This is a genomic window from Lysobacter sp. TY2-98 (assembly GCF_003367355.1).
GTDB lineage: Bacteria > Pseudomonadota > Gammaproteobacteria > Xanthomonadales > Xanthomonadaceae > Cognatilysobacter.
The window spans coordinates 121097-143000 of the sequence record NZ_CP031413.1; the positions used below are offsets into that span (position 1 = coordinate 121097).

Genomic DNA, 21904 nt, shown 5'->3' on the forward strand with positions numbered 1-21904 from the left:
ACGTGAACCCCGCCGCGCCGCCGCCGCCCTCGGGCATCACCGGACCCAAGATGCCGCCGCCGGGCCCGCTGCCGACGCCCGCGCCGTCCGCGACGCCGCAGGGCACGTCGGAGCCCGCGACCCCGCCTTCGGGAGGTCCCGGTGCGCCCTGACCACGTCGCCCCGCGCACTTTGTTGCTCGGCGCATTCGCCGGCTGGGCGCTGCTCGCCTGGGTGCTGGCCCTCGCCGGCATGGGCAGCCACATCACCGAGGGCAAGGGCGGTGCGATCACCGACAGCCGCCTTCCGACGCTGCCGGCCAGCGATGCCGCGGCGACGCTGGGCCCGATCGGCCAGTACGGCGAGATCGCGGCACGTCCGCTGTTCGCGACCGACCGCCGCCCGCATCCCTTCTCGCTGGTCACCGACAACGACCAGGCGGGCGCCACGTCCGAATTCGATCTCGTACTGACCAGCGTGCTCATCACGCCGCAGGCCAGCATCGCGATCCTGCAGAAGCCCGATGGTAGCGAGTCGTGGCGCGTGAAGATCGGCGACGCACCGGATTCTTTCCCCGCGTGGCGACTCGTGTCGCTGCAGCCGCGCAGCGCGGTGTTCGAAGGCCCCGAGGGCCAAAAGGAACTCACCCTGCGCGTGTACGACGGCAAGGGCGGCGCGGCGCCGACAGCGATGACGAGCGCGCCTTCCGTGCCGCCGTCGCCCGTGCCGATGCCGACCGGCGTCGCCGCCGCCGCACCACCGCCCACCGACGCCACGTCCGCGCCCGACCCGGCGCAGATCGAACAGATCCGCCAGCGCATCGAAGCCCGCCGCGAGGAAATGCGCCGGCGTGCCCAGAACGCCAACCCGCCTGCGACCGCCGTGCCGCGGCCGACGACCCGCTGAGTCCCGCGATGACCTTCTCTCCGAACGCCACCGTCTTCCGTCCGGCCCTGCGCCTGTCGACCACCGCCCTCGCGATCGCGTCGATCCTCGCCGGCTGCACCACGGTCACGCCGCCCGTCGTGCGTCGCGATGGACGCCTCGACGGCCCCGTTGCCGGCACCTCGTCTGCGCCAACCACCACTTCGACCATCAGCGACGGCGTCACCACCGCGCCGCTGGAAGCGCATGACGAAGGCCCTCGCGCGCAGATCCGTCGTGGCACCGGCACGGTCATCAACAACCGGGTCGCCAGCGCGCCGCCGTCGCGTCTGGGCGGCAGCTCCGGCGCGGCGACCTTCAACTTCGAAGGCGAATCGCTGCAGGCGGTGGTGAAAGCCATCCTCGGCGACATGCTCGGCCAGAACTACGTGATCGCGCCCAACGTGCAGGGCACGGTGACCCTCGCGACGCCGAAGCCGGTCAGCCCGGCCGAAGCGCTGAACCTGCTGGAGATGGTGCTGGGCTGGAACAACGCGCGCATGGTCTACAGCGGCGGGCGCTACAACATCGTGCCGGCCGATCAGGCGCTTGCCGGCACCGTCGCACCGCGCACCGGCCCCGCGTCGAGCGCGCGCGGTTTCGAAGCGCGCACGGTGCCGCTGAAGTTCGTGTCGGCCACGGAGATGGAGAAGATCCTCAAGCCGTACGCGCGACCGAACGCGATCGTCACCGTCGACAACGCGCGCAACGTCATCACCGTCGCCGGTACGCGCGCGGAACTCGAGAACTACCTGCGCACGATTGAAACATTCGACGTCGACTGGCTCGCGGGCATGTCGGTCGGCGTATTCCCGCTGCAGTCGGGCCGCGCGAGCCGCGTCGTCGCCGATCTGGAAAAGGTGTTCGGCGAACAGAGCAAGTCGCCGGTCGCCGGCATGTTCCGTTTCATGCCGCTGGAAGGCGCGAACGCGATCCTGGTGATCACGCCGCAGGCTGCGTACCTCGACGACATCCAGCAGTGGCTGGAGCGCATCGACGGCGCCGGCAGCGAGCCGCGCCTGTATTCGTACGAGTTGAAGTACATCAAGGCGAAGGATCTCGCGGATCGGTTGTCGGAAGTTTTCGGTGGCGGCCGCGGCGGCAGCGGTGGCACGAACGGACAGCCGTCGCTGATGCCGGGGCTGGATTCGACGGAGATTCGCGACACCGATAACGGGTCGACCGCGGCCATCGGCCAGACGCCGACCTCGGGGGACACCGGCACGGGCTCGACGGGCGGTGGCATGTCGTCGTCGCTCTCGCTGGATCCGCGCCCGAATGGCAACGGCTCGGTGACGTTCGATGTCGACGGCCAGCACGTCGGCGTGTCCGCGGTCGACGAGACCAACTCGCTGTTGGTGCGCGCTACGCCGCAGGCGTGGGCGTCGATGCGCGATGTCATCGAACGCCTCGACGTCATGCCGATGCAGGTGCAGATCGAAGCGCAGGTCGTCGAAGTGCAGCTGAGCGGCGCGCTGCAGTACGGCGTCAACTGGTTCTTCGAACAGGCGGTGAGCGATCCGGTGTCGTCCGGCGGCGCCGGTCTTCCGAACGCGGCGGGCCGCAATATCTGGGGCGATCTGAAGGGCAGCATCCGTCCCGCCGACGTCACCAACCCCGGTCTGGCGTGGACGTTCCTCGGCAAGAACGCTGCGGCTGTCATCAACGCACTCGACCAGGTCACCGACCTGCAGCTGCTGCAGACACCGTCGGTGTTCGTGCGCAACAACGCGGAAGCCACCCTCAACGTCGGCAGCCGCATTCCGATCTCGTCGGTCACGGTGGATCCGGGCACCGGTACGGGCGGCGTGACCTACAGCCAGGTGCAGTACCTCGACACCGGCATCATCCTCAAGGTGCGCCCGCGCATCACGCGCGACGGCATGGTGTTCCTCGACATCGTGCAGGAAGTGAGTTCGCCCGGCACCGTCGCCGACCGCAACGGCAACGTGCGCATCGACACACGCAAGGTGAAGACCGAAACCGCCGTGCAGAGCGGCGACACCGTGATGCTCGCCGGCCTCATCAGCGATGGCGTGCAGCGCGGTTCGTCGGGCTTCCCGGGGCTGAGCCGCATTCCGGTCGTCGGCGGCCTGTTCGGCCGGCAGAACTCGCGCACCGATCGCAACGAAGTCATCGTGCTGCTCACGCCCACCGTGGTGCGCAACCCGCAGGAAGTGCGCGACCTCACCGACGACTACACCCGCCGTTTCCGCGCGATGGAGCCGCTGCACCGCAAGCAGAAGGTGCGTGGCGGCATCGAGGTGCGCTGACACAGTGACGGACGTGGCCGAGGCGGCGCCAGGCGACGCCCTGCCCATCGTGGTGATCCCGGTGGGCGTCGACGACGTCGCGCTCGACGGTTGTCTTGCTGCACTGGAGGCGACCACGCCGGCCGGCACGCGCGTTTGGCTGGCGGACGACGCGCGCGGCGGCCCGCGCGTGCGCGCGGTCGTCGACGCATGGCTTGCGGCGACGCGCATGAGCGCCGACTACAGCCGTCGCACCCGTGCACTCGGCGAAACCGCGCATCTCGCCGAAGTGCTGCGAGCCTGCGGTGACGCCGATGTCGTGATTCTTGCGGACGATGCGCGCCCCGCATCGGGCTGGCTGGTTCGCATGGCGCGTTGCCTGCGCGAATCTCCGGATGCCACCACCATCACGCCGTGGAGCAATGCCGGCGAGACCGCAGCGTGGCCGCGCCTCGGCGATGTCGCGCCGCTGCCGGACGATCCCGCGCGCATCGCCGACGTGCTCGCCGACGTCGCGCTACCCGCCGAGCCGCTTCCCGCGGCGGTGGGACATGCCGTGCTGCTGCGCGGCGCCGCATGCCGTCGCGTCGGCGGCATCGATGCGACGAGCTACGCCTCGTGGTACGCCGCGCTCATCGATCTCTGCCTGCGCATGCAGGCGTTCGGCGGCGTCGACCTGCTGTGCATGCAGGCCTACGTCGGGCGTGTCGACGAAGGCCGACCGGCCGACGGCGATCTCGATCGCGTCGCCGCGCGCTGGCCGCACTGGAACGCGCGTCTCGCCGAATTCCTGATGGACGACCCGCTGCGCGCGCAGCGCGAACACATCTCGCGCGCCATGGCGCAGCGCGACGCCAGCGACGCGCAGGCCGACCTGTTCGGAGCGACTCCGTGAGCGACGACGGCATCGCGGTCGTCATCGTCACCCATCGCAGCGCGGAGACGATCGAACTCTGCCTGAAATGCGTGCGTGCGGCCGACGGCGTCGTGCAAATCCGCGTGGTCGACAACGCGTCGGACGACGGCACGCTCGGCGTCGTGCAGCGCATCGCCGCGGGCGAGCCGCGGCTGAAGTTCGTCGCCAACCCCGACAACCCGGGCTTCGCCGTCGCCTGCAACCAGGGCGCGCAGGACAGCGATGCACCGTGGATCGCGTTCGTGAATCCCGACTGCCTGATCGAACGGGACACGCTCGCGCGGCTCCGCGCGCGCGCGGAGCAGGTCGCTCCCGCGCTGATCGGTTCCGAACTCATCGATGAAGACGGTGTGCTCGATCCCGCAGCGCGACGTCGCGATCCCGACTTCGCCCGCATGCTGGCGGGCGAGGGTACCGACCTGTCGATCCCCTCGAACGGCGATGCCGTGCAGCGCGTGGATGCGATCTCCGGTGCGCTCATGCTGATGCCGCGCACGCTGTTCGATGCGGTGCACGGCTTCGACGAAGGCTACCGCCTGCATGCGGAGGACCTTGACCTCTGTCGCCGCGTACGCGAAGCGGGCGGCACCGTCGCGATCGCGAACGCCGTGCGCGTCGTGCACATCCGGGGCGTGTCCAGCCGCTCGCGGCCGTTCTTCGTCGAATGGCACAAGCACCGCGGCCTGTGGCGCTACTTCTCGCGCTTCGAGGCGCCGCATCGCAGCGCGCCGCTACGTGCGGTGGTGGCGATGGTCATCGCGATGCGTTTCGTCGTCGCCTCGATGCGCGCCTGGTGGCGCAGCGTCAACTGATCATCGACCGAGGCGGAACTTGAGCTGCAGGCCGAGCGTGTTCGGCGTGGAGCCGGGAATGCGGGGCAGGTAGATCAGGTTCATGCCGACGCGACGGTATTCCACCTTCGCGACGAGTCCACCGCCCGGCGCCGCATTGCCGTGGTTGTAGCCCGGGTAGCCGCTGACCAGTCCGACCATGGCGCCAAGCCGCACGTGCTCGCCCAGCGGCAGCGGCGTGTAGTGATACAGCGCGTACCACGAGTCCTCGTACACCGAATTGCGGTAGTAGCCCACGGAGGCACCGTGGCGCGGCTGCCACTGCAGTTCGACGCCGCCGCCGTAATTGTTCTGGTTGAAGTGCTCGCCAGGACCCAGGTACTCGTCGGCATCCTCGAAGTGATGCGATGCGACGTTCACGTCCACCCACCACTCGGGCGGGGGCCTCGCGGGCGACATCGCCTCCTGCGCGAGTGCGGGGAGCGCGACGGCGAACAGCAGCGGCGACATCCAGCGTGCGATGCGATGCGACATGGCGGGCTCCGTCGTTTCGACGCACGCTAGCAGCCGCCACCGCGCGGTCGCCTCACACGGAGACGGCGAAGCTGAATCAGGCGAGCGGGTAGTCGTAGCGGATGAAACCGCGGTGCACCGCGACGCGGTCGTACAACGCGCGTGCGGTGGCGTTGTGCGCCTGCGTCAGCCAGTACATGCGTGTCGCTTCGCGTTCGCTTGCCTCGTGCGCGACGGCTTCGATCAGCGCACGGGCAACGCCGCGTCCGCGCGCTGCCTCGTCGGTGAACAGGTCCTGGAGGTAACAGGTACGCTCGGCCCAGACCGTCGCGTGGAACAGGAAGTGGACGATGCCGACCAGCCGCCCATCGACCTTTGCACCGAGGCCATGCACGGCCTCGTCGTCGAGCAGGCGCGCCCACGCCGCGTCGTATTCGGCCGATGCGGTCGGCGTCGCATAGAACGCCTTGTAGCCCTCCGCGAGGCGCTGCCAGTCGTCGCGATCGCCCGGAGCGAATGGCACGATGACGATCGCGTCGGCCACGTCAGCGACTTGCGTTGATGATGTCGCGCAGCGCGCGCGCCGCGTTGGCGGCGGCGATCGCGAAGTCATCCCCATCCGATGCGTAGAGCACGGCGCGCGACGAGCTGATCATCAGACCGGTGCCGTCGGGCGTCTTCGCGTTGGAGACGACGGCCGCGGCATCGCCGCCCTGCGCACCGACACCGGGCACCAGCAGCGGAACGTCCTTCACGAGCGCACGCACTTCGGCGAGCTGTTCGGGCCACGTCGCGCCGACGACGAGCGCAACGTTGCCGTTCGCATTCCACTCGATGGCCGCCTTTTCGGCGACGTGCTGATACAGCGGGCGACCACCGACCAGCATGTCCTGCAATTCACCCGCGCCCGGATTCGAGGTGCGGCAGAGGATGATCACGCCCTTGTCGGCGCGGTCGAGGAAGGGCTGCAGCGCGTCGCGGCCCAGATACGGGTTCACCGTCACCGCGTCCGCGCCGTAGCGATCGAACGCTTCGCTCGCGTAGTGCTGCGCCGTGCTGCCGATGTCGCCGCGCTTGCTGTCGAGAATGACCGGCACGTGCGGATGCGCGGACTTGAGATGCGCGATCAGGCGTTCGAGCGCGCCCTCCGCACGCAGCGCCGCGAAGTGCGCGATCTGCGGCTTGAACGCACAGGCGTAGTCGGCGGTGGCGTCGGCGATGTCGCGGCAGAACGCGAAGACCGCGTCGGGATCGTTCGCGAATCGCGCGGGGAACTTCGCGGGTTCCGGATCCAGGCCCACGCACACCAGCGTGTTCGCGGCTTTCCAGCGGGCGCGCAGGGTGGTCATGAAGCTCATCGGTGATCTCCCGTAGTCCGAATCAGAGTCGCTTCCACACCTGCCACAGGCCGACGGCGTGCACGACGCCGATCGCGAGGCAGATGGCGGAACTCCAGAGGTTGAACGGCGTCCGCAGGGCGGGCATCGCCGCCGCGGGCAGGACGGCGAGGCCGCGCAGTACGTACACGCCGGTGATGGCAACGAGCGCAGCCGCTGTCAGCGGTAGCGGCCGAATCAGGCCTGCCGCGGATGCCGCGTACGTTGCCCACACCGCGAGCACCAGCGCGATACCCAACGTCACGACTGTCGGCACCGGGCTACGCGCCTCGGCCAGCCGCGCCATGCGTTCGCCCGCACCGAAGAACCGATACCAGTCCGGCCCACCCGCGATCACCGCGACATGCAGCACCGCCGCCAGCGCGCTGAGCGCTGCGGCCAGAACGAGCATTCGATTGACGTCCGCTGCCATGTCGAACTCCGCATGCGAGACGCCCGCCGTGAAGGCGGGCGTCGGTGTCGCGATTACTTGAGCGCCTTGAAACGCAGGCGGTGCGGCTGCGCACCTTCCGCGCCCATGCGGCGCTTTTTGTCTTCCTCGTACTCGCGGTAGTTGCCCTGGAAGAACTCGACGTGCGAGTCGCCTTCGAACGCGAGGATGTGCGTGGCGATGCGGTCGAGGAACCAGCGATCGTGCGAGATCACGAACGTGTTGCCCGGGAACTCGAGCAGCGCGTCTTCGAGCGCACGCAGCGTTTCGATGTCGAGATCGTTCGACGGTTCGTCGAGCAGCAGCACGTTGCCGCCCTGCAGCAGCGTCTTCGCCATGTGCAGGCGGCCGCGTTCACCGCCCGAGAGCTGGCTGACGATCTTCTGCTGGTCCTGGCCCTTGAAGTTGAAGCGCCCGATGTACGCGCGCGACTGGATCTCGATGCCGTTGATGTTGAGGATGTCGAGGCCGCCCGACACCTCCTGGAACACGTTGTGGTTGCCTTCCAGCGCGTCGCGGCTCTGGTCGACGTAGGCGAGCTTCACCGTCTGGCCGATGTCGATCTCGCCGGAATCCGGCTTTTCCTTGCCGATGATCATCTTGAACAGCGTCGACTTGCCGGCGCCGTTCGGGCCGATGATGCCGACGATCGCGCCTGGCGGCACCGAGAACGAGAGGTCGTCGATCAGCAGGCGATCGCCGAACTTCTTCGAGACGTTCTTGAACTCGATCACCTTGTTGCCCAGGCGCTCGCCCGGCGGAATGAAGATCTCGTTCGTTTCCTGGCGGCGCTGGTAGTCGACCGACTGCAGCTCCTCGATGCGCGCAAGACGCGCCTTGCCCTTCGAACGGCCGCCCTTGGCATTGCTGCGCGCCCATTCCAGTTCCTTCTGGATGGCCTTCTGGCGCGACTTTTCCTGGTTCTCTTCCTGCTTGAGGCGCTCGTCCTTCTGCACGAGCCACTCGGTGTAGTTGCCCTTCCACGGAATGCCGCGGCCGCGGTCGAGTTCGAGGATCCACTCGGCGGCGTTGTCGAGGAAGTAGCGATCGTGCGTCACCGCGACCACGGTGCCGGTGTAGCGCGCGAGGAACTGCTCCAGCCACTCGACCGACTCGGCGTCGAGGTGGTTGGTCGGTTCGTCGAGCAGCAGCATGTCCGGCTTCTGCAGCAGCAGGCGGCACAGCGCGACGCGGCGCTTCTCGCCGCCCGACAGCTTGCCGACGATGGCGTCCCACGGCGGCAGGCGCAGCGCATCGGCCGCCACTTCGAGCTGGTTCTCGAGCGTGTGCGCGTCACCGGCGGCGAGGATCGCTTCGAGGCGCTCCTGCTCCTTGGCGAGCGCGTCGAAATCCGCGCCTTCCTCGGCGTAGGCGGCATACACCGCTTCCAGCGCGGCCTGCGCGTTGATGATGTCGCCCAGACCTTCCTCGACGGCCTGACGCACGGTGTGCTCCGGGTTGAGCTCCGGCTCCTGCGCGAGGTAGCCGACCTTGATGCCCGGTTGCGGACGCGCCTCACCCGAGAAATCGGTGTCGACGCCCGCCATGATCTTGAGCACCGTCGACTTGCCGGCGCCGTTCAGGCCGAGCAGGCCGATCTTCGCGCCGGGGAAGAACGACAGCGAGATGTCCTTGATGATCTGGCGCTTCGGAGGAACGGTCTTGCTGACGCCGTTCATCGTGTAGATGTACTGCATGGGGCTCGGAGCTCCGGTCGAACGCGGGCGCGCGGCGCCGCGTGGGGCAGGCGACGGCCGCCTGCGCAGGGCAGGGGCCGCAAGGGATTCGGAATAGCCCGAAATTATAAGGCCCGCGGGCCCCGGGCGGACCCGGCCGGGCAGCCCGGCGGGCTAGAATTCACGTCTACCCGCACCCCTCCGGAGTCCCGATGTTCCCGCGCGATGCCCGTATCGAAGGATTCGACCCCGAACTGGCCCAGGCGATCGCGGACGAGCGCCGCCGGCAGGAGGACCACGTCGAACTGATCGCGTCCGAGAACTACGCGTCGCCGCGCGTGCTGGAAGCGCAGGGGTCGGTGCTGACCAACAAGTACGCCGAGGGTTACCCCGGGAAGCGTTATTACGGCGGCTGCGAGTACGTCGACGTCGCTGAGCAGCTCGCGATCGACCGCTGCAAGCAGCTGTTCGACGCGGACTACGCGAACGTGCAGCCGCACTCGGGCAGCCAGGCGAACCAGGCGGTCTACTTCGCGCTGTTGAATCCGGGCGACACGATCCTCGGCATGTCGCTCGCGCACGGCGGCCACCTCACGCACGGCGCGAAGGTGAACCTGTCCGGCAAGATCTACAACGCCGTGCAGTACGGCGTCGACGAGAACGGCCTGATCGACTACGCCGAGGTCGAGCGCCTCGCGCAGGAACACAAGCCGAAGATGCTGGTCGCCGGCTTCTCCGCGTATTCGCAGGTCGTCGACTGGGCGCGCATGCGCCAGATCGCCGATTCGGTCGGCGCGCTGTTCTTCGTCGACATGGCGCACATCGCAGGCCTCGTCGCCGCGGGTGTGTACCCGTCGCCGCTGCCGCACGCGCACGTCGTGACGTCGACCACGCACAAGACCTTGCGCGGTCCGCGCGGCGGCATCATCGTCGCGAAGAATCCGTCGGAAGAGCTGACGAAGAAGCTGCAGAGCATCGTCTTCCCGGGCATCCAGGGCGGCCCGCTGATGCACGTGATCGCGGCCAAGGCCGTTGCGTTCAAGGAAGCGCTGGGCGAGGAGTTCCAGGCCTACCAGGCGCAGGTCGTGAAGAACGCGCAGGCGATGGCGGACACGCTCATCAAGCGCGGCTACAAGATCGTTTCGGGCGGCACGCAGAACCACCTGATGCTGGTCGACATGATTGGCCGCGACGTCAGCGGCAAGGACGCGGAAGCCGCGCTCGGCCGCGCGCACATCACCGTGAACAAGAACTCGGTGCCGAACGATCCGCGCTCGCCGTTCGTGACCTCGGGCCTGCGCCTCGGTACGCCGGCCGTCACCACGCGTGGTTATCGCGAAGCCGAGTGCATCGCGCTCGCGAACTGGATCGCCGACGTGCTCGACAATCCGAAGGACGAGGCAGTGATCGCGCGCGTCGCGGACGCGGTGCAGTCGCAGTGCGCGCAGTTCCCGGTGTACGGGGCGCTCGCATGATGCGCGTCGCGCTGCTTTCGCTCGCCCTCCTGCCGCTCTCCGCGTTCGCGCAGGCTGCACCCGATGCCGGCACGCCGGACACCAGCGCGCCCGACGCGACGGCGCCGGGCGACGATCTGTCGTCGGGTCTGGACTACACCGATCCCGCGCTGCACCACCAGCCGATCACCTGCCGTGAAGGCGACATCGAGCGTCACGCGGGCCAGTCGCTGGGCCAGCTGTTCGGCGACGCCTGGCCGACGCCGCCGGCCGCCGCGACGAAACGCGAGCATGCTGCGATCGATCACTGGGCGAAGGTGGTGATGCCGAATGGCCTAGCGCCGAAGGACGTCACCGTCGTGGTCGCGGCGCTGGTCGGTGCGGACGGCAAGCCGCAGCGTGCGGAAGCGATCTGCGCGTCCACGGCCGGCTTCGACACGTCGGCCGTGCGTACCGTCATGCAGAGCCGCTTTACGCCGACGATGTACGACGGCGTGGCGTCGGTCGGTGCAGCGGTTGTCGTGGTCCGCTATTCGCGCGGCGCATCGGGCATGAGAACCGGTCGCCGTCCCTGATGCATTGCCCGTTCTGCCAGCACCAGGACACCCGCGTGATCGACTCGCGCGTGTCCGAAGACGGCGCGACGATCCGTCGCCGCCGCGTCTGCGAGGCCTGCGGCGAACGGTTCTCCACGCTCGAAACCATCGAGCTCAAGCTGCCGACCATCGTGAAAAGCGACGGCCGGCGCGAAGCGTTCGATGCGCGCAAGCTACGCTTCGGCTTCGATCGCGCGCTGCAGAAGCGCCCGGTCGCGGAAGAGCAGATCGAAGCCGCGGTGCGATCGGTCGTGCACCAGCTGCGGATGACCACGGAACGCGAAGTCCCGTCGCGCCGCATCGGCGAATTCGTGATGGGTGAGCTGCGCAAGCTCGACCACGTCGCCTACGTGCGATTTGCGTCGGTGTATCGCGCGTTCGAGGACGTTGCCGATTTCCGCGAGGAACTCGATCGTCTCGAGCGTGACGTCGCACCGACCGAGGGCCAGTTGCCGTTGCTCGCCGAAGACGAGCCCAAGCCCGAAAAGGGGCGCCGGCGTTGAGCCTGCGCGGACGTCGCTACGGTTTCCGGGCGTATCCCGCGCCTCCACTTCGCAAGTTCCATCGCAGGCGTGACGTTCGTGGCGCCGCGCGTTCCATTGATTTCGACAGCAGGCCCGCCGCATGACCGACGCGTTCTCCGCCCTCGACCACGCGATGATGGCGCGCGCGTTGCGCCTCGCCGAACGCGGCGCGTACACCACCAAGCCGAACCCGATGGTCGGCAGCGTGCTGGTGCGCGATGGAGAGGTGGTGGGCGAGGGCTTCCACGAACGCGCAGGTGGCCCGCATGCGGAAGTGTTCGCGCTGCGCGAGGCGGGTGATCGCGCACGCGGCGCGACGGCGTACGTCACGCTCGAACCCTGCGCGCACATGGGACGCACCGCACCGTGTGCGGATTCGCTGATCGAAGCCGGCGTCGTTCGCGTCGTCGCGGCGATGCGCGATCCGTTCCCGAAAGTGGACGGTGCGGGTTTCGAGAAGCTGCGCGCGGCCGGCATCAAGGTGCAGGCCGGCCTGATGGAAGCGCAGGCGCGCGAACTCAATCGCGGGTTCCTCTCGCGCGTCGAACGCGGACGGCCGTGGCTGCGCGTGAAGCTCGCGACGAGTCTCGACGGACGCACTGCGCTCGCCAGCGGGGATTCGAAGTGGATCAGTGGCGAGGCCTCGCGTCTCGACGTGCAGCGCTGGCGCGCACGCGCATCGGCGCTGATGACCGGTGCCGGCACCGTGCTTGCCGACGATCCGCAGCTCACCGTGCGCCTGGGCGACGACACGCCGTTCGTCGCGCCGCTGCGCGTCGTGCTCGATCCGGGTCTCGCGACGATCCATCGCGGCCACGTGCGCGACGGCGATGCACCGACGCTCTACATTCACGCGCCCGACGCGCGTCTGCCGAAGGTGAGCGGCGCGCAGATGGCGGCTGCGCCGGTGCACGAGGGGCGCTTCGATCTCGACGCCGTGCTGCGCCTGCTCGGCGAGCGCGGCATCAACGAAGTGCAGCTGGAAGCGGGTGCGACGCTCGCGGGTGCGTTCCTCGCCGCCGGGCTCGTCGACGAACTGCTGCTCTACGTCGCACCGGTACTGCTCGGCGCCGGCGCGCGTCCGCTGTTCGATGGTCTCGACGTGCAGCAGATGAGCGAACGCCTGGCACTGCGCATCGTCGACACGCGCCGCGTGGGTGACGACCTGCGGTTGCTGATGCGGCCTGCCGCGTGAGTGTGCAGGATCATTTCTCCGGCGTGGCGCAGGCCTACGCGGTGGCGCGCCCGGACTATCCGGCCGCGTTGTTCGATGCGCTTGCGGCGCACGTGCCGGCCAGTGCGCATGTATGGGAGCCGGGCTGCGGCAGCGGGCAGGCGACGCGCGATCTCGCGGCGCGCTTCGCGCACGTGCATGCGACGGATCCGAGCGCGAAGCAACTCGCGCAGCATTGGGCGAGCGATGCGCGCGTGGACAACGCCACGCTGACCGTCGAACCCGGCGAACGCACGTGGCTGATCGATGCATCGGTCGACCTGGTCGCCGTCGCGCAGGCGCTGCACTGGTTCGACGTGCCGGCGTTCTTCACCGAATGCGATCGCGTGCTGCGCCCCGGTGGCGTGCTCGCAGCGTGGGGCTATGACGATTTCGACGTGTCGCCCGACATGGCGGATGCAGTCGCATCATTTCGCGACCGCATCGAGGCGGACTGGCCGCCCGAACGTGCGTTCATCAAGCGTCACTACGCCGACTTCGACTGGCCGTTCGAGCGCATCGACGCGCCGCCGCTGACGCTGGCCGTCGACTGGAATTTCGAACGCTTCATCGGATACCTGTCGAGCTTTTCCGCCGGCGTCCAGCACCGTGCACGCACCGGGGAAGACGCCGTGGAACTTCATCGCGACGCGCTGCGCGAGGCCTGGGGCGATCCGGTCAGAGTCCGCCGCATCACCTGGCCGCTGTTCCTGCACCTGCGTCACAAGCCGGCCTGAGCCGCGGAACGCTGCGTCCGCCGGGGCGCGGGAAAACCCGGTGATAAACTGCGCGTGCCGGCTCGCCGGCTTCCATTGACGTCTTCAGGGCGGGGCGAAACTCCCCACCGGCGGTAGGCGCGATCAGCGCGAGCCCGCGAGCGCTTCCGTGACACGGAAGGTCAGCAGATCCGGTCGAATGCCGGAGCCGACGGTCACAGTCCGGATGAAAGAAGACGGCGCCTGCAAGCAGGGCTTCGGCCGTGCGTGCGTTCGCCTCGTGCCTTGGGGCGTTTTTCGCTTCGTCATCCTGCGAGAAACGTTTTCCATGTCCAATTCCATCCGCTCCATCGCCGTCTTCGTCTCGGAGGCGTGCTGATGTTCACCGGCATCATCGAAGGCGTCGGCGCAATTGCCGCCGTCGAACCGCGCGGCGGCGACGTCCGCCTGCGCGTGGCTACCGGCACGCTCCCATTCGACGACGTGCGCCTCGGTGAGAGCATCGCCGTCAACGGCGTCTGTCTCACGGTGGTCGCGTTCGACGCGGCGTCGTTCGAGGCCGATGCATCGACCGAAACGCTGTCGCTCACCACGCTCGGCCGCCTCGGCATCGGTGCGACGGTGAACCTCGAACGCGCGATGCGTCCGAACGATCGCCTCGGCGGGCATCTCGTCAGCGGCCACGTCGACGGCGTGGGCACCGTCGTGTCCGTGCATGACGACGCGCGTGCGCAGCGCTGGCGCTTTTCCGCGCCGGCCGCACTGCTGCGCTACATCGCGAAGAAGGGTTCGATCTGCGTCGACGGCGTCAGTCTGACCGTCAACGAAGTCGATGCCGACGGCTTCGAGGTGGCGCTGGTGCCGCACACCGTGTCGCATACCGCGTTCGCATCCACGCAGGCCGGTGATGCGGTGAACCTCGAGATCGACCTCGTCGCTCGTTACGTCGAGCGCCTGCTGACCGGAGAGCGCGCATGAGCTTCGCACCGATTCCCGAGCTGCTCGAAGAGATCCGCGCCGGGCGCATGGTCGTCATAGTCGACGACGAGGATCGCGAGAACGAAGGCGACCTGATCATGGCCGCGGAGCTGGTGCGGCCGCAGGACATCAACTTCATGGTCACGCATGCGCGCGGCCTGGTCTGCCTGTCGCTGACGCGCGAGCGCTGCCGCCAGCTCGGCCTGCCGCCGATGGTGCGCGACAACACCTCGCCGCACCACACCAACTTCACCGTCTCGATCGAGGCAGCGGAAGGCGTAACGACCGGTATTTCTGCGTACGACCGCGCACACACCGTGCGCACCGCCGTGCGCCCCGACGCAAGCGCCGATGATCTCAGCCAGCCCGGCCACATCTTCCCGTTGATGGCGCAACCGGGCGGCGTGCTGAGCCGCGCCGGTCACACAGAAGCGGCGAGCGATCTCGCGTTGCTCGCCGGCATGGAGCCGGCCGGCGTGCTCGTCGAAATCCTCAATCCCGATGGTTCGATGGCGCGACGCCCGGAGCTCGAGGCGTTCGCGCGCGAGCACGGTCTGAAGATGGGCTCGATCGAAGAGCTGATCCGCTACCGCCTCGAGAACGAACACACCGTCGAACGCGTGGAGACGCGCGCCATCGATACCGAGCACGGCCCGTTCACGCTTGCCGTCTACCGCGACCGCGTCAGCCATGCGCTGCACTACGCGCTCGTGCGCGGCGACGTCGATCCGGCGACGCCGACGCTGGTGCGTGTGCACATGCTCAATCCGCTCGCCGACGCGCTGCACTGGCGTCGCGCCGACTTCGGGCCGGCGGTCGGCGACGTGCTCGCGCGCATCGCCGACGAAGGCCGCGGCGCGCTGGTGCTGCTGTCGGAGTCGTCGAGCGCCGACGCGCTGCTCGCGCGTATCCGCGAACAACCGCTGGAGGACGCCGAGCGTGGCGGCCTCGCCGAATGGCGTCGCAACGGGGCCGGTGCGCAGATCCTCGCGGACCTCGGCCTGGGCCGGCTGCGGGTGATCGGCACGCCGCGCAAGCAGATCGGCCTGGCCGGCTTCGGTCTGGAAGTCGTGGAATACGTCGATCCGGCGCGCTGAGGCGCGTCTCACCGGCCGCCCGCGGCGCACCCGTTAGAATTGCCGACCCTTTCCGCGAGCCCCCGGCCCATGCCGCACCTCGAAGGCGACCTGCGCAGCCCCGCGGGCGCGCGCTACGCCATCATCGCCAGCCGCTGGAACCCGCGCATCACCGACACGCTGGTCGCCGGCGCGCGCAAGACGTTCGTCGACCACGGCGTCGACGATGCGGCGGTCGACGTGATCCGCGTGCCCGGCGCGTGGGAGATTCCGGTCGCGGCCGCGCGGGTCGCGCATGCGGGTGCGCACGTCGCGATCGTCGCGCTCGGCTGCGTGGTGCGCGGTGATACGCGCCATTACGAGCAGGTGGCGGACGGCTGTTCCGACGGCCTCATGCGCGTGTCGCTCGACCACCGGGTGCCGGTCGCCAACGGCGTGCTCGCGGTGGAGCGGTTCGAGGATGCCGAGGCGCGTGCCGGCGGCAGCCACGGCAACAAGGGCGAAGAAGCGGCGCTGGTCGCCATTGAAATGGCGCACCTGCTGACGCAGCTGCCCGGAGCGAACGAATGAACAAGCATCCCCGCCGCGACGGCATCGATCCCGTGCTCCGCTCCCGCGCGCGCCGTCGCGCGCTGCAGGCCGTCTACGCCTGGCAGCTGTCGGGCGCGCCGGTGCGCGACGTGATCGCGCAGTTCGCGCACGAGCAGGCACGCGAGATCGCCGACCTCGAGTACTTCGAAGACCTCGTGCGTGGTGTCGACGCCCATCGCGACGCACTCGACGAAGCACTCGCGCCCTTCCTCGACCGCGACATCGACCAGGTCGATCCGGTCGAGCGCGCCGTGCTGCGCATCGCCGCCTATGAACTGCGCATGCGTGTCGACGTGCCGTATCGCGTCGTCATCAACGAGGCGATCGAAACCGCCAAGCGTTTCGGCGCCGAGCACGGCCACACCTATGTCAACGGCGTGCTCGACCACGCCGCGGCGGAGTGGCGCGCGCCGGAAGTGCAAGCCCCGCGCCGGCCGCGCTGACGGTCGGCGGTCCCGCGTCCGCATGCGCACGCCGGGCGAATTCGACCTGATCGAACGGATCCGCCGTCGCGTCGTCGCGCGTGGCGACGTCGTGCTGGGTATCGGCGACGACGCCGCATTACTCGCGGTGCCGGCGGATCGACAGCTTGTCATCGCGATGGACACGCTCAATGCCGGCGTGCATTTCCCGCACGACACGCGCGCCGCGGACATTGGCTGGAAGGCGCTGGCGGTGAACCTTTCCGACCTCGCCGCGATGGGCGCGGAGCCGGCGTGGTGCACGCTGTCGCTGTCGCTTCCCGAAGCGGACGATGCGTGGCTCGACGCATTCCTCGACGGCTTCAGTGAGCTCGCAGCGATGCACCACGTGGCGTTGGTCGGCGGCGATACCACGCGCGGGCCGCTGTCGATCTGCGTCACCGTGCATGGCTTCGTCGAACCGGGGCGCGCGCTGCGACGCGATGGCGCGCAGGCAGGCGACGACGTGTGGGTGAGTGGCACGCTGGGCGATGCCGCGGCGTCGCTGGCGCTGCGCGGCATCGGTTCGGTCAACGCTCCGCGCGATGTGTCGCCGGAAGTCGCTGCAGCATTGGCTGTGCGGCTCGATCGCCCAGCGCCGCGCATCGCGCTCGGTCGCGCGCTCGCCGGTCTCGCGACGGCATGCATCGATGTCTCGGATGGTTTACTGGCTGATGCAGGCCATATCTCGCATGCGAGCGGCGTAGCGCTGGCGATCGATATCGATGCGCTTCCGGCGTCCGACACACTGCGCGATGTGTTTGAAGGCGAAGCGCGCCGTCGTCTCCAGGCGGCAGGTGGCGATGACTACGAGCTCTGCTTCACCGCACCTGCGGACGCCACGGAGCGCGTGAAAACGCTTGCACGGGAAATCGGTGTGGGTGTCGCACGCGTCGGCCGCGTTGGAGTCGGTGCGGGTGTCGTAGCGTCGACATCGGATGGACGCGCATGGTCGATCGCGCGAACGGGCTTCGACCATTTCATGCCGAGCGCGTAGATGTTGCCGCGCCAGTGGCCTGCGGGCGACGAGGAGTTCCGGAACGGCTGCGAGCGATGTCGTGTTACGACGTCAACCGGTCGGCGTCAGTAGCGCTGGGGCGCCGAGCAACCCGTGCACACGCTCCCGCAGCATCGGCAGCACGTCCGCATCGAACCACGGGTTGGCCTTGAACCACGCGACGTTGCGCGGGCTCGGATGCGGCAGCGGGACCAGGGAAGGCGCGTACTCGCGCCACGCGCGCACCGTCTCGGTCAGGGTTTGCTTGCGTCGATCGCCAAGGAAGTAGGCCTGCGCGTACTGGCCGATGAGCAGGGTGAGGCCGACATTGGGCAACAGCGGCAGCAGCTGCGGATGCCACGTCGTCCGGCATTCGCTGCGCGGTGGTGCGTCGCCGCTGCCGGCGCGACCGGGATAGCAGAAACCCATAGGCACGATGGCGATGCGTGATTCGTCGTAGAAGGCCGCGGTGTCGACCTGCAGCCAGTCGCGCAGGCGTCGGCCGCTGGCGTCGTCCCACGGCACGCCGCTGGCGTGCACGCGCGTACCCGGTGCCTGCCCGACGATGAGCAGACTCGCGCTGGTCGATGCCCGCAGCACCGGGCGCGGGCCGAGCGGCAGATGCGCTTCGCACAGGCGGCAGGCACGGATGGAGTCCAGCAGGGCGTCGAGGGCCATGTCGCTGCGATGCACGACGTCGGCGGAACTCGCGCTTTACATGCGATTCAAGGCAACAACTTGCCGGGATTGAGGATGCCGTCGGGATCGAAGGTCGCCTTGACCGCGCGCATCAGCGCGAGCGTCGCCGGGGTCACCGCCTGCGGCATGAAATCGCGCTTGGCGAGGCCGATGCCGTGCTCGCCCGACAGCGTGCCGCCCACCGCCACAGTGAGGGCGAACACCTTCGACAGCGCAGCGTCCGCGCGCATGCACTGCGACGCGTCGTCCGCCCCGTAGAGGATATTGACGTGCAGGTTGCCGTTGCCGGCGTGGCCGAAGCACACGATCGGAAGATCGGCGTCGCGCGCGATGGCCTGCACGCCGTCGACGAGGGCGGGAATGCGCGACACCGGCACCACGACATCTTCGTTGATCTTGCCGGCGGCGAGCGTGCGCAACGACGGGGAGAGCGCCTTGCGTGCGGCCCAGAGCTTCTCGCGAGCCGCCTCATCCGCTGCGCTATCGATCGAGAGCAGTCCGTCACCCGCGGCGGCTGCCGAGAGTGCCGTGACATCCGCATCGAGTCGTGACGCATCGCCGTCCGCTTCGATCATCAGCAATGCGCCGGCATCCGTCGGAAGGTCCGCACCGCCGACGTCGCGCGCGAGTCGCACGGCGTGCGCGTCGATGAACTCGAGCATCGAGGGTGTCACGGGTTGCGCCATCAATCGTGCAACCGCTGCGGCCGCGCTGGCGACGTCGCGATACACCGCGCGCAACGCGCGGCGTGCCGGCGGCGTCGGCACCAGGCGCAACGTCGCCTCGACGATCAGCGCGAGCGTGCCCTCGCTGCCGACGAGCAGGCGCTGCAGGTCGTAGCCGGTCGCCCCCTTGGTGGTCGCGCTGCCACAGACGACGAGTTCGCCGGTGCCCGTCACCGCGGTAAGTGCGAGCACGTTGTCGCGACTCGCGCCGTACTTCACCGCGCGCGGGCCGCCGGCATTGCAGGCGAGGTTGCCACCGACGGTACTGAACGCGGCGCTGGTCGGATCCGGTGGCCAGAACAGCGCGTGCGGCGCGAGCGCGGCCTGCAGGTCGCCGTTGAGCACGCCGGGTTCGACCACGGCGCAACGATCGCCCGGACGGATGTCGATGATGCGATCCATGCGTTCGAACGAGACCACGACACCACCGGCGATCGGCACTGCTGCACCGGTCGTGTTGGTTCCACGCCCGCGCGCGACGATCGGTACGCGATGCGCGCGGCAGGCGCGCACGAGCGCGACGACTTGGTCGCGCGCGCGTGGCAACGCGACGCCGTCGGGCATCGCTTCGCGGCGCGAGTTGTCGTAGCCGTAGGTCAATCGTTCCGCCGGATCGGTGCGCCAGCCGTCGCCGAGAAGGGCGGCGAGTTGTCCGTCGAGCGCGGCGGGGAGGGCGCTCATTTTCGATGTGCCCGACGTGCAGCGAGCGCGACCATGAGCGCAGGTGCGACCACCCACACCAGCTCGGACGCCACCACCGTCAGCCCGCGAGCGCTGAGGAATGCTGCACCGATGGGCGAAACCTCGATCGGCCGCCATGGCGCGAACACGCGCGCATCGCTCAGCGGCCAGCCGATCATCACGCCCGGGCCGCCATTGGTGAGAAGGTCGAGCAAGGGATGCGACAGCGCGCAGGCCAGCACGAACAGGCCCGCGCGTGCCGCACGCACCTGCAACCAGCGCGAACCCAGCACCGCGATGCCGGCGACGACCAGCGCGAACGCGAGCGAATGCGTGACGCCGCGGTGCGCCAACAACGTGCCGCGCTCGATGCCGAACAGCGCGCCGATCGTGTCGGCGTCGGGCAGCATCGAGGCGATCAGCCCCGTGACGAGCAGGCGCGGCGGAAATGCACGCGGAATGCGCGAGGCGAGCGGAATGGCGAAGTGGCCGACGACGCTCGGCATCAGCAGTCGTCGGCGCGGAATGCGTCGCGCAACCACGACAGCACGGGACGCTCGATGTCGCCGCTCGCTTCGACCACATCGAAGCGGCACGGCGCGTCCGCCCAGCGCGGGTGTGCGGCGAGGAACGCGCTCGCGGCCCGGACGAGCTTGCGACGCTTGGCGTGCGTGATGGATTGCGCGCCACCGCCGAAGCGGTCATCGGCACGGAAGCGCACTTCGACGAACACCAGCGTCGCGCCGTCGCGCATCACCAGGTCCAGTTCGCCGAAGCGGTAGTTCGCATTCGCAGCGACCGGTGAAAGTCCTGCACGAACCAGATGGTCGCGGGCCGCGGCTTCCACGCGCGCGCCGCGCGAGCGCGTGGAGGCGACCGGGGTCACGTCAGCGCGCGGCGTCGGCCAGCGGCGCGGGGTCGCCGTTCGCGAAGGTCGACCACGCCGGCGTGCGCTGCACGTTGCCGAAGCCGTCGAGATGCAGCACGCCGGTCGCGCCTTCGACCGCGGCGCCGGCGTCGCGACCCAGCGAGTCGAGATACGCGGTGAGCAGCCAGGCGTCGAAGCCGAACGCGAACAGTCGGCCGGCCGGTCCCTTCGCGCTGGGCAAGCGGGCGCCGGTGGCTTCGGCGGTGCCGAGGCCGCGCACGCTGCGCGTCACCCACGACTCGCTGGGGAACGCGATGCCGTCGAGCACGCGGTCGTCTTCCGCCTTGCCGGTGCCCGACAGGATCTGTGACGTCGCCGCGCGCGGCTTGTCGCCGATGCCCGCGGCCTGCAGGCGCGGCACGATCGCGCGCGCGACGTTGCCCTTGGTCGCGATGAACACCGCATCGATCTGCTTGCCGGCGACGACGGGCGCGAAGTCGGTCGCATCGTCATCGGCGACTGCGACGACGCTGCCGCCACGCGCCGCGAGGCGTTCGCGGAAGCTGGCGACGGCGCGACGCTGCGTGTCATCGCCCGCGGCGATCACCAGCACATTGCGTGCATTGCGATGCAACAGATAGTCGGCCGCAGCAAGACCTTCGTCTTCCGGCGACAGCGAGAAGCTCGACTGGCCCTTCGGCGTCGACTGCGTGCCGCGATTGAGCGCGAGCATCGGTACGCCGAGCTCCGCGCGACCGAACAGCGCGCTCACTTCGTCGCGGCCAAGCGGACCGACGACGAAGTCGTTGCCGTCGGCGGTCGCGCGGTCGTAGGCGGACATCGCGCCCGCTGCGCTACCGGCCGTGTCGTAGAAGCGCACCTCCGGACGACGACGCGTTTCGCCGTAGTAGCCGGCGAGGAAACCGTCGCGCACTGGGCGCGCGGCCACCGACAGCGAGCCCGACAGCGGCAACAGCACCGCGAGCTTCACCGGGGGGCGGTAACCGTCGCGTTCGGCGGGCGGGCGATTGTCGAAATTCCACCCGCGGGCGAATGCGTGCGGCAGCGGCAGGCCGCGACGCAGCAGGGCGCGGCCCGCGTAGCCGTAGAGCGGGTCGTCGGCGGCGAGGCGCGCGGCTTCGCGCTGCAGCGTCGCGTCATCGAGTTGTGCGAGCAGGCGATCGATCTGCGCGTCGGTGTCGTGGCGCTGCGTGCCGGTCTGCGTCGACGCCGCGATGGCGAGCTGTGACGCCTGCAGCATGGCGTCGCGGGTCGCGGCATTCGTGGTGTCGGTCGGCGCCGTGGAGCGCGTGGGCGTCGGCACGCAACCGACGGCGAGCGCGGTCGCGAGCAGCAGCGTGGCGATACGGGGGATCGAGCGGAACGTGACGCGGGGGACGGCGTTGGGCATGCGCGCGGGCATCGACGTGGACCGGGTTACGATTCT

24 protein-coding genes and 1 riboswitch are annotated in these 21904 nt (G+C 69.2%); of the genes, 14 read left to right on the top strand and 10 right to left on the bottom strand.

The window, feature by feature from the left end; genetic code table 11:
* Nucleotides 1-141: 141 nt before the first annotated feature.
* Genes DWG18_RS00615 through DWG18_RS00630 form a run of 4 tightly spaced genes read left to right on the top strand, consistent with a single transcriptional unit; the run spans nt 142 to nt 4883 of the window.
* Complete coding sequence (locus DWG18_RS00615; RefSeq protein ID WP_162823627.1) at nt 142-885, top strand: general secretion pathway protein GspN; 744 nt, start codon at nt 142-144, stop codon at nt 883-885.
* 8 nt (nt 886-893) lie between these two features.
* Nucleotides 894-3176 (top strand): type II secretion system secretin GspD, encoded by a 2283-nt coding sequence (gene gspD, locus DWG18_RS00620; protein ID WP_115644596.1) that lies wholly within the window; start codon nt 894-896, stop codon nt 3174-3176.
* 4 nt (nt 3177-3180) lie between these two features.
* On the top strand, nt 3181-4050 hold the full coding sequence (locus DWG18_RS00625) for a glycosyltransferase (protein WP_240318556.1): 870 nt from the start codon (nt 3181-3183) through the stop codon (nt 4048-4050).
* Nucleotides 4047-4883, top strand: coding sequence for a glycosyltransferase family 2 protein (locus DWG18_RS00630; protein ID WP_115644597.1), 837 nt, complete (start codon nt 4047-4049; stop codon nt 4881-4883). Before DWG18_RS00625 ends, DWG18_RS00630 begins: the two co-directional genes overlap by 4 nt.
* Here the strand turns inward: DWG18_RS00630 and DWG18_RS00635 are convergent, their stop codons facing one another.
* The 5 genes from DWG18_RS00635 to ettA form a co-directional block, all read right to left on the bottom strand.
* Entirely contained in the window at nt 4884-5396 is a 513-nt protein-coding gene (locus DWG18_RS00635) for a hypothetical protein (protein ID WP_115644598.1), read from the bottom strand.
* 76 nt (nt 5397-5472) lie between these two features.
* Nucleotides 5473-5919: a GNAT family N-acetyltransferase gene (locus DWG18_RS00640; RefSeq protein WP_205289380.1), complete on the bottom strand. Its 447-nt coding sequence runs from the start codon at nt 5917-5919 to the stop codon at nt 5473-5475.
* A 1-nt stretch (nt 5920) separates the two neighbouring features.
* Nucleotides 5921-6733: an orotidine-5'-phosphate decarboxylase gene (gene pyrF / locus DWG18_RS00645; RefSeq protein WP_115644600.1), complete on the bottom strand. Its 813-nt coding sequence runs from the start codon at nt 6731-6733 to the stop codon at nt 5921-5923.
* A 22-nt stretch (nt 6734-6755) separates the two neighbouring features.
* Complete coding sequence (locus DWG18_RS00650) at nt 6756-7184, bottom strand: hypothetical protein (protein WP_115644601.1); 429 nt, start codon at nt 7182-7184, stop codon at nt 6756-6758.
* Nucleotides 7185-7237: 53 nt separating this feature from the next.
* Nucleotides 7238-8899, bottom strand: a complete 1662-nt coding sequence (gene ettA, locus DWG18_RS00655) for an energy-dependent translational throttle protein EttA (RefSeq protein WP_115644602.1) — start codon at nt 8897-8899, stop codon at nt 7238-7240.
* A gap of 191 nt (nt 8900-9090) precedes the next feature.
* Between ettA and glyA the strand changes: the two genes are divergently transcribed.
* The 10 genes from glyA to thiL all read left to right on the top strand — a co-directional run bounded on the left by glyA (nt 9091) and on the right by thiL (nt 17484).
* Entirely contained in the window at nt 9091-10353 is a 1263-nt protein-coding gene (gene glyA, locus DWG18_RS00660) for a serine hydroxymethyltransferase (RefSeq protein ID WP_115644603.1), read from the top strand.
* Nucleotides 10350-10907 (top strand): energy transducer TonB, encoded by a 558-nt coding sequence (locus DWG18_RS00665; RefSeq protein WP_115644604.1) that lies wholly within the window; start codon nt 10350-10352, stop codon nt 10905-10907. Before glyA ends, DWG18_RS00665 begins: the two co-directional genes overlap by 4 nt.
* Nucleotides 10907-11431: a transcriptional regulator NrdR gene (gene nrdR / locus DWG18_RS00670; protein ID WP_115644605.1), complete on the top strand. Its 525-nt coding sequence runs from the start codon at nt 10907-10909 to the stop codon at nt 11429-11431. Before DWG18_RS00665 ends, nrdR begins: the two co-directional genes overlap by 1 nt.
* A gap of 121 nt (nt 11432-11552) precedes the next feature.
* Entirely contained in the window at nt 11553-12647 is a 1095-nt protein-coding gene (gene ribD, locus DWG18_RS00675; RefSeq protein ID WP_115644606.1) for a bifunctional diaminohydroxyphosphoribosylaminopyrimidine deaminase/5-amino-6-(5-phosphoribosylamino)uracil reductase RibD, read from the top strand.
* Nucleotides 12644-13402: a class I SAM-dependent methyltransferase gene (locus DWG18_RS00680; protein ID WP_115644607.1), complete on the top strand. Its 759-nt coding sequence runs from the start codon at nt 12644-12646 to the stop codon at nt 13400-13402. Before ribD ends, DWG18_RS00680 begins: the two co-directional genes overlap by 4 nt.
* A gap of 76 nt (nt 13403-13478) precedes the next feature.
* A riboswitch (FMN riboswitch) is annotated at nt 13479-13623 on the top strand.
* A gap of 136 nt (nt 13624-13759) precedes the next feature.
* A complete protein-coding gene (locus DWG18_RS00685; protein ID WP_115644608.1) occupies nt 13760-14359 on the top strand; it encodes a riboflavin synthase in 600 nt (199 codons plus the stop codon).
* Nucleotides 14356-15456 (top strand): 3,4-dihydroxy-2-butanone-4-phosphate synthase, encoded by a 1101-nt coding sequence (ribB, locus tag DWG18_RS00690; RefSeq protein WP_115644609.1) that lies wholly within the window; start codon nt 14356-14358, stop codon nt 15454-15456. The genes DWG18_RS00685 and ribB overlap by 4 nt, the downstream gene beginning before the upstream one ends.
* Before the next feature lie 69 nt (nt 15457-15525).
* Nucleotides 15526-16005 carry a 6,7-dimethyl-8-ribityllumazine synthase gene (ribH, locus tag DWG18_RS00695; protein WP_115644610.1) on the top strand — a complete coding sequence of 160 codons (480 nt, stop codon included), beginning with the start codon at nt 15526-15528 and terminating at the stop codon, nt 16003-16005.
* Nucleotides 16002-16469, top strand: coding sequence for a transcription antitermination factor NusB (nusB, locus tag DWG18_RS00700; protein WP_115644611.1), 468 nt, complete (start codon nt 16002-16004; stop codon nt 16467-16469). Before ribH ends, nusB begins: the two co-directional genes overlap by 4 nt.
* 22 nt (nt 16470-16491) lie before the next feature.
* Nucleotides 16492-17484: a thiamine-phosphate kinase gene (gene thiL, locus DWG18_RS00705; RefSeq protein WP_115644612.1), complete on the top strand. Its 993-nt coding sequence runs from the start codon at nt 16492-16494 to the stop codon at nt 17482-17484.
* Between the two features lie 72 nt (nt 17485-17556).
* Here the strand turns inward: thiL and DWG18_RS00710 are convergent, their stop codons facing one another.
* Genes DWG18_RS00710 through DWG18_RS00730 form a run of 5 tightly spaced genes read right to left on the bottom strand, consistent with a single transcriptional unit; the run spans nt 17557 to nt 21868 of the window.
* Nucleotides 17557-18162 carry a uracil-DNA glycosylase family protein gene (locus DWG18_RS00710; RefSeq protein WP_115647955.1) on the bottom strand — a complete coding sequence of 202 codons (606 nt, stop codon included), beginning with the start codon at nt 18160-18162 and terminating at the stop codon, nt 17557-17559.
* 47 nt (nt 18163-18209) lie between these two features.
* Nucleotides 18210-19589 carry an FAD-linked oxidase C-terminal domain-containing protein gene (locus DWG18_RS00715; protein ID WP_115644613.1) on the bottom strand — a complete coding sequence of 460 codons (1380 nt, stop codon included), beginning with the start codon at nt 19587-19589 and terminating at the stop codon, nt 18210-18212.
* On the bottom strand, nt 19586-20095 hold the full coding sequence (locus DWG18_RS00720) for a metal-dependent hydrolase (protein ID WP_115644614.1): 510 nt from the start codon (nt 20093-20095) through the stop codon (nt 19586-19588). The genes DWG18_RS00715 and DWG18_RS00720 overlap by 4 nt, the downstream gene beginning before the upstream one ends.
* Nucleotides 20095-20475 carry a YraN family protein gene (locus tag DWG18_RS00725; RefSeq protein ID WP_115644615.1) on the bottom strand — a complete coding sequence of 127 codons (381 nt, stop codon included), beginning with the start codon at nt 20473-20475 and terminating at the stop codon, nt 20095-20097. Before DWG18_RS00725 ends, DWG18_RS00720 begins: the two co-directional genes overlap by 1 nt.
* 1 nt (nt 20476) lies before the next feature.
* Nucleotides 20477-21868 (bottom strand): penicillin-binding protein activator, encoded by a 1392-nt coding sequence (locus tag DWG18_RS00730; RefSeq protein ID WP_240318557.1) that lies wholly within the window; start codon nt 21866-21868, stop codon nt 20477-20479.
* Nucleotides 21869-21904: the final 36 nt, after the last annotated feature.

Coding starts and splice junctions, on each gene's coding strand:
- thiL (WP_115644612.1), top strand. CDS start 16,492: ATGCGCACGCCGGGCGAATTCGACCTGATCGAACGGATCCGCCGTCGC.
- ettA (WP_115644602.1), bottom strand. CDS start 8,899: ATGCAGTACATCTACACGATGAACGGCGTCAGCAAGACCGTTCCTCCG.
- ribD (WP_115644606.1), top strand. CDS start 11,553: ATGACCGACGCGTTCTCCGCCCTCGACCACGCGATGATGGCGCGCGCG.
- ribB (WP_115644609.1), top strand. CDS start 14,356: ATGAGCTTCGCACCGATTCCCGAGCTGCTCGAAGAGATCCGCGCCGGG.
- DWG18_RS00710 (WP_115647955.1), bottom strand. CDS start 18,162: ATGGCCCTCGACGCCCTGCTGGACTCCATCCGTGCCTGCCGCCTGTGC.
- pyrF (WP_115644600.1), bottom strand. CDS start 6,733: ATGAGCTTCATGACCACCCTGCGCGCCCGCTGGAAAGCCGCGAACACG.
- nusB (WP_115644611.1), top strand. CDS start 16,002: ATGAACAAGCATCCCCGCCGCGACGGCATCGATCCCGTGCTCCGCTCC.
- nrdR (WP_115644605.1), top strand. CDS start 10,907: ATGCATTGCCCGTTCTGCCAGCACCAGGACACCCGCGTGATCGACTCG.
- glyA (WP_115644603.1), top strand. CDS start 9,091: ATGTTCCCGCGCGATGCCCGTATCGAAGGATTCGACCCCGAACTGGCC.
- gspD (WP_115644596.1), top strand. CDS start 894: ATGACCTTCTCTCCGAACGCCACCGTCTTCCGTCCGGCCCTGCGCCTG.
- DWG18_RS00720 (WP_115644614.1), bottom strand. CDS start 20,095: ATGCCGAGCGTCGTCGGCCACTTCGCCATTCCGCTCGCCTCGCGCATT.
- DWG18_RS00635 (WP_115644598.1), bottom strand. CDS start 5,396: ATGTCGCATCGCATCGCACGCTGGATGTCGCCGCTGCTGTTCGCCGTC.
- DWG18_RS00730 (WP_240318557.1), bottom strand. CDS start 21,868: ATGCCCAACGCCGTCCCCCGCGTCACGTTCCGCTCGATCCCCCGTATC.
- ribH (WP_115644610.1), top strand. CDS start 15,526: ATGCCGCACCTCGAAGGCGACCTGCGCAGCCCCGCGGGCGCGCGCTAC.
- DWG18_RS00650 (WP_115644601.1), bottom strand. CDS start 7,184: ATGGCAGCGGACGTCAATCGAATGCTCGTTCTGGCCGCAGCGCTCAGC.
- DWG18_RS00665 (WP_115644604.1), top strand. CDS start 10,350: ATGATGCGCGTCGCGCTGCTTTCGCTCGCCCTCCTGCCGCTCTCCGCG.
- DWG18_RS00685 (WP_115644608.1), top strand. CDS start 13,760: ATGTTCACCGGCATCATCGAAGGCGTCGGCGCAATTGCCGCCGTCGAA.
- DWG18_RS00715 (WP_115644613.1), bottom strand. CDS start 19,589: ATGAGCGCCCTCCCCGCCGCGCTCGACGGACAACTCGCCGCCCTTCTC.